This is a genomic window from Sphingomonas sp. (assembly GCF_042091075.1).
Taxonomy (GTDB): Bacteria; Pseudomonadota; Alphaproteobacteria; order Sphingomonadales; family Sphingomonadaceae; genus Sphingomonas.
Genome location: NZ_JBELIE010000119.1, coordinates 1 through 10,037, shown reverse-complemented (window position 1 = coordinate 10,037; position 10,037 = coordinate 1). Strand labels below are relative to the sequence as shown.

Genomic DNA, 10,037 nt, shown 5'->3' with positions numbered 1-10,037 from the left:
GACGAGGAGCCGGACGTTGGCGTCAACCGGCGCCGCTGGGTTGGCGTGGTCGCGATCGTGGCGGCGCTGGCGTGGGTGGCAGCGCTGCTGTGGATCGCACGCGGCGAGCTGATGACGATGAACGCGCTCGCACTGGCGCAGTTTGCCGCTGCGGCGGCGACGGTTCCCGTGCTGGCCGGGATCGTCTGGCTGATCGCGTTGCGCACCAGCCGCGCGGAGGCGCTACGGTTTGGCGCCTCCGCGCGGGCGATGCGCGCCGAGGCGCACGCGCTCGAAACGCGCGTCGCCGCGCTGGGCCAAACCCTTGACGATCAACGTGCGATGCTGGCGGAACAGGTGCGCATCCTGGGCGCGCTCGGCGACGCGGCGACCGCGCGGCTGGCGACGATCGGCCGCGGCCTGTCAGAAGAGATCGATCAGGCGGACATTCACGCCCGCGCGCTCTCCTCCTCCGCCGAATTGGCGCACCAGCATCTCGCGACCCTGCTTTCCACCCTGCCCCGGGCGGGGGCGGAGACGGCGGCGCTGACGGAGACGATCGACCGCGCCGCGATCGTCGCGAACGAACATACCGCCGCGCTCGATGCGCAGGTGGCGTCGCTGATCGCGCGCAGTCGCGATGCCGAAACGGTAACCACCGGGGCCGCCGAGAAACTCGCCGCCTATATGCATCGCATGGAGATCACCAGCGAGACCGCCGGTGCACGGCTGGAGGTGGTCACATCCGATGCCGCCGCGGCGGTCGATGCACTCCTCGATCGGACTGCCGATGCGATCGATCGCTCACGACAGGGGATCGCGGCGCAGGGCGAGGCGATGCTGGCGATGGTCAGCGCCAATCAGACCGCACTCGACCATGCCGCGCGTGAAAGCGCCGAGGCGCTCGCCGAACGGATTTCGCTGATCGAGATCGTGATCGAGCGGATCGCGCAGCGGCTCGATACGCAGCAACGGACAGGTGCTTCGTTGGTCCGCACGCTGGAGGACGGTATCGCGCGCGCTGACGCCGGTTTCGAAACACTTCACACGCAGGGCACCGAGCGCAGCCGCGATCTGGCCGCCACCGTCAGCGCCCTGCATGCCAGCACCGAGGCACTGACCCTCGCGATCGACGCGGGCAACGACACCGCACGACGCACCATCGACACCACCGAGGGCCTGCTGATCGCGCTCGACGCCGCCGCGCGCGAAATGGACGAGACCATGCCCGACGCGATCGCGCGGCTCGAATCGCGAATCGCGAGTACGAAGCAGGTGGTCGTCGCCGCCAAGCCCGAATTGCTCGCGCTCGTCACCGCGGCGGAAAGCACCCATGACGCGATCGAGGCGGTCGCGCAGGTGGTCGCCGAACAGCGCCACACCGTCGAAACGCTCACCGAAAAGCTCAATGCGGTGCTCGACAAGGGGCATGGTCAGGCGTCGCTGATCGGCGACGCGGTCGAGCAGGCCGCGCGCAAGGCCGACGATCTTACCGAGCAAGCCGCGCCGCGTTTGCTGGAGGCATTGCTACGGGTTCGCGAAACCGCCTCCGCCGCGGCGGATCATGCCCGCGAAGCGCTGGGCCGGGTCATCCCCGAAGCCGCAGGCGCGTTGCATACCGCTGGTCTTGCCGCGCTGGAACGCGCGGTCGAGAGCGGCGTCGCGACCCAGGTGGAGCAGGTAGCGCAGGTCGCCGAGGCGGCGGTCGCCGCGGCGACCCGGGCGGGGGAACGGCTGCAACAGCAGCTACATGGGATCGAGGCGACGATCGCGCTGGTCGATCAGCGGCTAGAGGATGCGCGCGCCGCCACCGAGGAGAATGAACGCGACAGCTTCGCCCGCCGGGCATCGTTGCTGATCGAATCGCTCAATTCCGCCTCGATCGACCTGACCCGCACCTTCGCTCCCGACGTGTCGGACAGCGCCTGGGCAGCCTATCTGAAGGGCGATCGCGGGGTGTTCACGCGCCGCGCGGTACGTTTGCTCGATGGCACCGAACAGCGCGACGTCGCGCGCCTGTATGATGAGGATGCCGGCTTCCGCGAACAGGTGAACCGCTACATCCACGATTTCGAGGCGATGCTCCGCACGATCCTCGCGCAGCGCGACGGCTCGCCGCTGGGCGTGACCCTGCTATCGTCGGACATGGGCAAATTGTACGTGGCCCTGGCGCAGGCGATCGAACGCCTGCGGTAACGAGACGGGGCTCGGCGACCGCTCGCCAAGCCCCGCCCCCTTCCCGTCACCCGATCGCATTCGCCGCGTCGAAGAAGTCGAACGTGTTGGCGGGCACCCAGCCGAACTCGTAATTGCCGACGAACAGCGCGAACAGCACGGTCGCCACGATCGTCGTGCGCAGCAGCACGCGACGGAGCGAAAATTCGTGTGGGGCGCTTTCCGCGGTACCCGGCACGTGCCGGGCGCCGGCCTCCTCCGACGTGCGCACGCCGAAGGGCAGGACAAGGAACACCGAGAACGCCCAGAACAGGACGTAGATCGCCAACATCGACGTCCAGCGCATGCGCCAGCCCTTCCGATCAGACCTGAACGATCACGACATCGACGACAGGCTTCTTGCCCGTCCAGCGCGTCGCAACCCGCCGCACCGCCAGCCGCACATCTTCGCGTAGCCGGTCGCGATCGCGCGCGCGGCCGCTCATCGCCTCGGTCGCCGCCTCCGCAGCTTCGGCCAGGAAGGGTTCGCGCTCATCCTCGACGGGGACGCCCTGCACCCGGATCTCGGGCACGCCCCCCGCGCGGCCGTTACGATCGACCGCGATACCGACGGAGATCTGGCCGTTGACCGCGATCCGCCGCCGCTCGTTGATCGTCCCACCATCGGCGGGCAGGATGACATCGCCGTCCAGCACCAGCCGGCCGACCGCGACGTCGCCAATCTTTTCCGGCGCGCCCGGCGCGAGCCGCACCAGATCCCCATCGGTCTGCACCAAGGTATGCCGGATGCCCTTGGCATTGCCGAAGCGCGCATGCTCCATCAGGTGGCGCATTTCGCCATGAACGGGCACCAGTGCCTTGGGGCGGATCCAGCCGTACATCTTCTCCAGTTCCGGGCGGCCGGGGTGGCCCGATACATGGACATGCGCCTGCTTCTCCGTCACCATCTCCACGCCCTTGGCGGCGAGCTGGTTCTGGATGCGACCGATGGCGACTTCGTTGCCGGGGATCTGCTTGGCGGAGAAGATCACCATATCGCCCGCGTCGAGCCCGATCTGATGCGATCCGTCGGCGATCCGCGCCAGCGCGGCGCGTGGTTCGCCCTGCCCGCCCGTCGCGACGATCAGCACGCGGTTGCGCGGCAGGCGCATCGCGGTATCGACGTCGATCGTGTCGGGGAAATCCTTCAGATAGCCGGTGGCCTTCGCCACCCGGATGATCCGGTCGAGCGAACGGCCGGTCACGCACAGCTTGCGCCCGGTTTCCTGCGCAACCTGGCCCAGCGTGTGCAGCCGCGCCGCGTTGGAGGCGAAGGTGGTCACCACCACCCGGGCGCGGGCGCGGGCGACGCTTTCGGTCAGCCCCTGTCGTACGCTCGCCTCGCTGCCGGACGCCTCCGCGTTGAAGACGTTGGTCGAATCGCACACAAGGACGTCGATGCCGCGATCGCCGATCGCGGTGAGCTGTTCCGGCGAGGCCGGCGCACCGATGACCGGCGTGGCGTCCAGCTTCCAGTCGCCGGTATGGAACACCTTTGCCGCCTTCGTCTCGATCAGCAGCGCATTGGCCTCCGGAATCGAGTGTGACAGCGGCACCACCTGCACCTTGAACGGGCCGACGTTGAACGGCTGTTCGGGCGAGACGAGCTTGATCGGCACGCGATCCTCGATCCGCTCCTCCTCCAGCTTCCCGCGGATCAGCCCGGCGGTGAAGGGAGTCGCGTACAACGGTACGCCCAGATCCTCCGCAAGGTACGGCAGCGCGCCGATATGATCCTCATGCCCGTGGGTCAGCACCACGCCGACCAGATCGTCGAGCCGCTCCTCGATGAAGCGCAGATCGGGCAGGATCACGTCGATGCCGGGATAATGGGCGTCGGCGAAGGTCACGCCGCAATCGACCATCAGCCATTTGCCGTTATGGCCGTAGAGGGTGACGTTCATACCGATTTCGCCCGATCCCCCGAGCGCACAGAAAAGAAGTTCGTTGGATTTCGGATTAGTCATTCGCTTCCTTTGATCGTGGTCGCAACGTCGCCAGGACGGCGCGTGCGTATCATCTGCATTATGTTTGCCGCTTGATCCCGCGGCGAGGAATTATCCTGTAATATGGGCGCGATCCCACATGATCGCCAGCCCCTGGATCGTTAGGTCAGGCTCGATCGCGTCAAAGGCGTCGGTATGCTGTTCGAACAGCGTCGCCAGTCCGCCCGTCGCGATCACCTTCACCGGGCGCCCGATCTCGCGCTTCATGCGCGTCACCAGCCCCTCGATCATCGCGATATAGCCCCAATAGATGCCGATATTCATCTGATCGACGGTATTCCGGCCGATCACACTCACCCGGCCCTGCGGCGCTTCGATCGCGATCCGTGGCAGCTTCGCGGCGGCGCTGACCAGCGCATCGAGCGACAGATTGATCCCTGGTGCGATGATCCCGCCCTTGTACGCGCCGGTATAGTCCGACACGTCGAAGGTGGTCGCGGTGCCGAAATCGATCACGATCAGATCACCGGGATACAGCGCATGCGCCGCGATCGTATTCACCGCCCGGTCCGCGCCCAGATTCTGCGGCTCGTCGACGTCGAGCGCGAGGCCCCATTCGACCGGCGCACGGCCTGCGATCAGCGCTTCGGTGTGGAAATATTTCGACGCCAGCACCTGCAGATTGTGGAGCGCGCGCGGCACCACCGTGGCGATGATCACCGCCTCGACGGCATCACGCGAAAAGCCTTCCAGCGAAAAGAGCTGGCTCAGCCATACCGCATATTCGTCCGCGGTGCGGCGCGGGTCCGTCGCGATACGCCAGCGCCCGACAATCTCGCGCGTGTCCGGCGTGACCAGCGCGAAAACCACATTGGTGTTGCCGGCGTCGACGGCGAGCAGCATGTTCTTCCCCTTTTGCGGGTGCGGGCGGCCGGATGTCGGCCCACGATCAGATCAGAAAAACGTCGCCTGCGTGAATGACACGCGCCGCGCCGCTCGCCAAGCGCAGGACGAGCGCGCCATCCCGATCAAGTGTCTCGAACGCGCCCTCGATCCGCTCGCCGTCGGGCAGATGCACCGACAGCCAGGTGCCCGCCGGATGCGCATGCGACAACCAGATCGCGGTCACCGCCGGGATGCCGTGCTCGCGCCAGTGCCGGATTCCATCCGCCACCCGCTCCGCCAGTGTTTCGAGAAAGGCTTCGGCATCGATAGTCGCGCCCAGCGCATGCAGGCTGGTCGTCGCACGGTCGGCGAGTTCGGGATGCGACGCCACGTTGACGCCGATGCCGAGCACGATCCAGTCCCCCGTTCGCTCGAGCAGGATGCCCGACAGTTTCGCGCCGTCGATCAGCACGTCGTTCGGCCATTTCAGCTGCAGCTTCGTTGCGGCGTTCGCGGGAAGTACCCGGCGCATGCTGTCATGCAAGGCGACGGCGGCGACCAGCGCTAGCGTCGGCGCAGGTGGATCGCCGGGTTGCAGCGCGAACATCCCGCTCGCGAACAGATTCCCCGACGCGGAGGCCCAGTCACGGCCCTGCCGGCCCCGGCCGGCAGTCTGCTCCCGCGCGCGGAGCCCTAATCCGTCTTCCCCCCCACCCGAACGCGCCAGCGCGATCAGATCGGCGTTGGTCGACCCGGTCGTCGCGACCTGAATGATGCGGGTCAGCGCCGCGCCTCAGAACAGGCTGTTGGCAGCGCCGAGCGCCCAGCCCGATAGCAGCGGGATCGCCAGATAACCCAGCGGCGAGATCATCACCGCCGCCACCGCGATCAGGCCACCTTCCAGCCGGTCGCCCGGCCCGAATGCCGCCGCGGGTTCGTCGAAATACATCGTCTTGACCACGCGCAGATAATAATAAGCGCCGATCACACTCATCGCGATGCCGACCACCGCGAGCGGGAACAGCCCCGCCTCGACCGCGGCATAGAAGACCGCGAACTTGGCGTAGAAGCCGAACAGCGGCGGGATGCCCGCCAGCGAAAACATGAACATCGCCAGCGCGGCCGCCAGGCCCGGGCGGTTCCGCGACAGGCCGGCGAGGCTGGCGATGGTTTCGAGCGGCTGCCCATCGGCGTCGCGCATCTGCAACACGACCAGGAAGCTGCCGAGCGTCATCGCGATATAGATCGCCATATAGGTCATCACCGATGCCACGCCCGCCGGTGTGCCGGCGGCGAGGCCGATCAACGCGAAACCGACGTTGTTGATCGACGAATAGGCGAGCAGGCGTTTGATGTTCTGCTGACCGATCGCGGCGACCGCGCCCAACAGGATCGAGGCCAATGCCGCGAAGATGACGATCTGGCGCCATTGCGTGTCCGCCGGCCCCATCGCCTCCACCGCGACCCGCACGCCCAGCGCCATCGCGGCCACCTTGGGCGCGGAGGCGAAGAACGCGGTCACCGGAGTGGGTGCGCCCTCGTACACGTCCGGCGTCCACATGTGGAAAGGCACCGCCGACATCTTGAACGCCAGCCCGGCGAAGACGAATACCAGCCCGAACAACAAACCGAGCGCCTTGCCGCTGCCGGACAGCGGCGCGGCGGCATAGGCCCCCGCGATCTCGTCAAACAGGGTGGAACCCGTGAAGCCGTAGACGAGGCTGATCCCGTACAGCAGGATACCAGAAGCCAGTGCGCCCAGCACGAAATACTTCAGGCCGGCTTCGGCCGAACGGCTGTCCTGCCGCATGAAGCTCGCCAGCACATAAGCGGCAAGGCTCTGTAGTTCGAGACCGACATACAGCGTCAGCATGTCCGCCGCCGATACCATGATCCCCATGCCGCACGCCGACAGCAGGATCAGCACCGGATATTCGGGCCGCAGATCGTCGCCCGCGGTGCGCTTGAAGAAGTCCGGCGCCATCACGACCGCCACCGCCGCCGCGATATAGATCAGCACCTTCGCGAACGTCGCGAAAGCGTCAGCGCGATACATGCCATAAAAGGCCGAGGTGCCGGACGACGCAGGCCCGGCCAGCGCGATACACGCGCCGGCGAGCACCGCGACCGCGGCCCAGGACACCGCCTTGGTCGATCCCGGCCCCCCCCAGGCGGCCACGAGCATCAACGCGATCGCCCCCAGCGCCAGCACCAGTTCTGGCAGGGTCATCGCGAGGTTAGCGGCATAATCCATCAGTGCGCGCTCCCCTGCGCGTGCGTTTCGGCATGAGCGGCGGGCACGATCCCCGTCCCCTTCGTCGGCTGAGAATCACCCACCGGGCGGGCGCGGTCGATACGGGCGAGAAGGATCTGCGTATCCTTGCGCATCGGCGCCAGGAAACTTTCGGGATAGACACCCATCCACATCACCGCGGCCGCGATCGGCGCCAGCAGCCACAATTCGCGCACGCTGAGATCCGACATGCCGCGAACCTCGTCCGACTTGATTTCCCCGAACACGACGCGGCGATACAGATACAGCATATAGGCAGCGCCCAGGATGATCCCGGTCGTGCACAGCAGCGTGATCGTGGTGGAGACCTGATAGGTGCCCATCAGGCTCAGCAACTCGCCCACGAAGTTGCTCGTGCCCGGCAAACCGATCGATGCCATGGTGAACAGCAGGAAAAACAGCGCATAGCGCGGCATGTTGATCGCCAGCCCGCCATAGCGGCTGATCTCGCGCGTATGCAGCCGGTCGTAGATGACGCCAACGCACAGGAACAACGCGCCCGACACCAGACCGTGGCCCAGCATCACCATCATCGCGCCCTCGATCCCCTGCGCGTTGAACGCAAACAGGCCGATCGTGACGATCGCCATATGCGCGACCGATGAATAGGCGATCAGCTTCTTCATGTCCGACTGCACGAGCGCGACGAGGCTGGTATAGATCACCGCGACCGCCGACAGGCCGAACACCAGCCACGTCAGCGTCGCCGATGCCTCAGGGAACATCGGCAGGCTGAACCGCAGGAAGCCGTAACCACCAAGTTTCAACAGCACGCCCGCCAGGATCACCGACCCGGCCGTGGGCGCCTGCACGTGCGCATCGGGCAGCCAGGTATGTACCGGCCACATCGGCATCTTCACCGCGAATGACGCGAAGAAGGCGAGCCACAGCCACGTCTGCACATGCGGCGGGAAATCGTAGTTCAACAGCACGGGGATGCTGGTCGTCCCCGCGGTGATGCTCATGTAGAGCATCGCGATGAACATCAGCAGCGAGCCAAGCAGCGTATACAGGAAGAACTTGTACGATGCGTAGATGCGGTTCGCCCCGCCCCAGATCCCGATGATCAGGAACATCGGGATCAGGCCCGCCTCGAAGAAGATATAGAAGAGGAACAGGTCCTGCGCGGCGAAGGTGCCGATCATCAGCACTTCGGTGAACAGGAATGCCGCCATATATTCCGGCACGCGCTTCTCGATCGCCTGCCAGCTGGCGCCGATGCAGATCGGCATCAGGAACACCGACAGCATGATCAGCAGCAGCGCGAAGCCATCGATGCCCAATGCCCAGCCGAACCGGCCGAACAAGGGTGCATATTCGACGAACTGCCATTGCGCGCCGCCGACGTCGAACGACAGCCACAGCACCACGCCGAGCGCCAGATCGGCCAGCGTCGCCGCCAGCGCGGTCATCCGAGCCGCCGAGGGCGCCAGGAAGAGACAGGCGGCCGCGGCGACCGCCGGGATCGCGAGCATCAGCGATAGGATCGGGAACGACACGTTTCTGACCCCCTCAGCCCGCGATCGCCCAGGTGATCGCTGCCGTGAGGCCGATCAGCATGACGAAGGCATAGGTATAGACATATCCCGTTTGCAGGCGGCCGGCGGCGCGGCTGCCCAGCTGAACCACCCAGGCCGACCCGTTCGGGCCGAAGCGGTCGATCGTACCCTCGTCACCACGGTGCCACAGCAACCGGCCGATCGCGAACGCGGGGCGGACGAAGAGGAAGTGATACAATTCGTCGAAATACCATTTCCGCAACAGGAACTGATAGATCGGCTGAAAGGTATCGGCGAACCTCGCCGGGAAGGACGGCGACCGGATGTAACTCGCCCAGGCGATCACGAAACCCGTCAGCATCACGATCGTCGCAGCCAGCTGCACCAGCAGCGGCACTTCGTGCATCGCATGCATCAGATGCTCGTTGAATGCGATCGCTCCCTTCCAGAAGCCGCCGGCGGTTTCCGGATCGATGAAGAAGCGATGGAACACGAAGCCCGCCGCGACCGCGCCGACCGACAATATGATCAGCGGGATCAGCATCGGCAGCGGGCTTTCGTGCGGGTGATAGCCGCCGGTGCCTTTCGGAATCTCGTTGAAGCCGCGCGTTTCGACATGCGGCGCGTGGCCGGCATCCTCTTCGGCCGCCTCGCCATGATGCGCTGATGCAGCATGGTCATCATGATGCTCGTGGTGCGCGGCCACGCTATCATGCGCATGATCGTCGGCATGCGCGTCGCCGTGCCCATGGGCATCGTGCAGAGCATGCTGGATATGCCCGGACGCGGCCCAACGCGGCTCACCCCAGAAGGTGAGGAACATCAGCCGCCACGAATAGAAGCTGGTCAGCAGCGCGGCGAACACGCCCACCATCGAAGCAACCGGCGAACCGCCCGCCCAGGCCACTTCGATGATCGCGTCCTTCGAATGATAACCGGCGAAACCGCCGACGCCATAGATGCCGACCCCGGTGATCGCGAGCGTACCGAGCAGCATGCCCCAGAAGGTGATCGGGATATGTTTCCGCAGGCCGCCGTAATAGCGCATGTCCTGCTCGTGGTGCATCGCATGGATCACCGACCCCGCACCCAGGAACAGCAGCGCCTTGAAGAAGGCGTGAGTGAACAGGTGGAACATCGCCGCGCCATACGCGCCGACCCCGGCCGCGAAGAACATATAGCCGAGCTGCGAACAGGTCGAATAAGCGATGACGCGCTTGA

At 66.0% G+C, this 10,037-nt stretch carries 8 protein-coding genes; 1 reads left to right on the top strand and 7 read right to left on the bottom strand.

Annotated elements, in window-relative coordinates; translation table 11 throughout:
• Positions 1–2,175, top strand: a 2,175-nt coding sequence (locus ACFDSW_RS11980) for a hypothetical protein (protein ID WP_375250520.1), incomplete at its 5' end; no start/stop codon positions are given.
• A 46-nt stretch (positions 2,176–2,221) separates the two neighbouring features.
• On the opposite strand, the gene ACFDSW_RS11975 is transcribed toward ACFDSW_RS11980, so the two are convergent.
• The 7 genes from ACFDSW_RS11975 to ACFDSW_RS11945 all read right to left on the bottom strand — a co-directional run.
• Positions 2,222–2,500 carry a DUF1467 family protein gene (locus ACFDSW_RS11975; RefSeq protein WP_375250519.1) on the bottom strand — a complete coding sequence of 93 codons (279 nt, stop codon included), beginning with the start codon at positions 2,498–2,500 and terminating at the stop codon, positions 2,222–2,224.
• A gap of 16 nt (positions 2,501–2,516) precedes the next feature.
• Positions 2,517–4,160 carry a ribonuclease J gene (locus tag ACFDSW_RS11970; protein WP_375250518.1) on the bottom strand — a complete coding sequence of 548 codons (1,644 nt, stop codon included), beginning with the start codon at positions 4,158–4,160 and terminating at the stop codon, positions 2,517–2,519.
• 90 nt (positions 4,161–4,250) lie between these two features.
• Positions 4,251–5,042, bottom strand: a complete 792-nt coding sequence (locus ACFDSW_RS11965; RefSeq protein ID WP_375250517.1) for a type III pantothenate kinase — start codon at positions 5,040–5,042, stop codon at positions 4,251–4,253.
• Between the two features lie 46 nt (positions 5,043–5,088).
• Positions 5,089–5,796 (bottom strand): biotin--[acetyl-CoA-carboxylase] ligase, encoded by a 708-nt coding sequence (locus ACFDSW_RS11960; RefSeq protein ID WP_375250521.1) that lies wholly within the window; start codon positions 5,794–5,796, stop codon positions 5,089–5,091.
• Between the two features lie 21 nt (positions 5,797–5,817).
• Complete coding sequence (nuoN, locus tag ACFDSW_RS11955; RefSeq protein WP_375250516.1) at positions 5,818–7,278, bottom strand: NADH-quinone oxidoreductase subunit NuoN; 1,461 nt, start codon at positions 7,276–7,278, stop codon at positions 5,818–5,820.
• Positions 7,278–8,816 carry an NADH-quinone oxidoreductase subunit M gene (locus tag ACFDSW_RS11950; RefSeq protein ID WP_375250515.1) on the bottom strand — a complete coding sequence of 513 codons (1,539 nt, stop codon included), beginning with the start codon at positions 8,814–8,816 and terminating at the stop codon, positions 7,278–7,280. The genes nuoN and ACFDSW_RS11950 overlap by 1 nt, the downstream gene beginning before the upstream one ends.
• Before the next feature lie 13 nt (positions 8,817–8,829).
• Positions 8,830–10,037: proton-conducting transporter membrane subunit (locus ACFDSW_RS11945; protein ID WP_375250514.1), on the bottom strand; the 1,208-nt coding region annotated here is incomplete at its 5' end.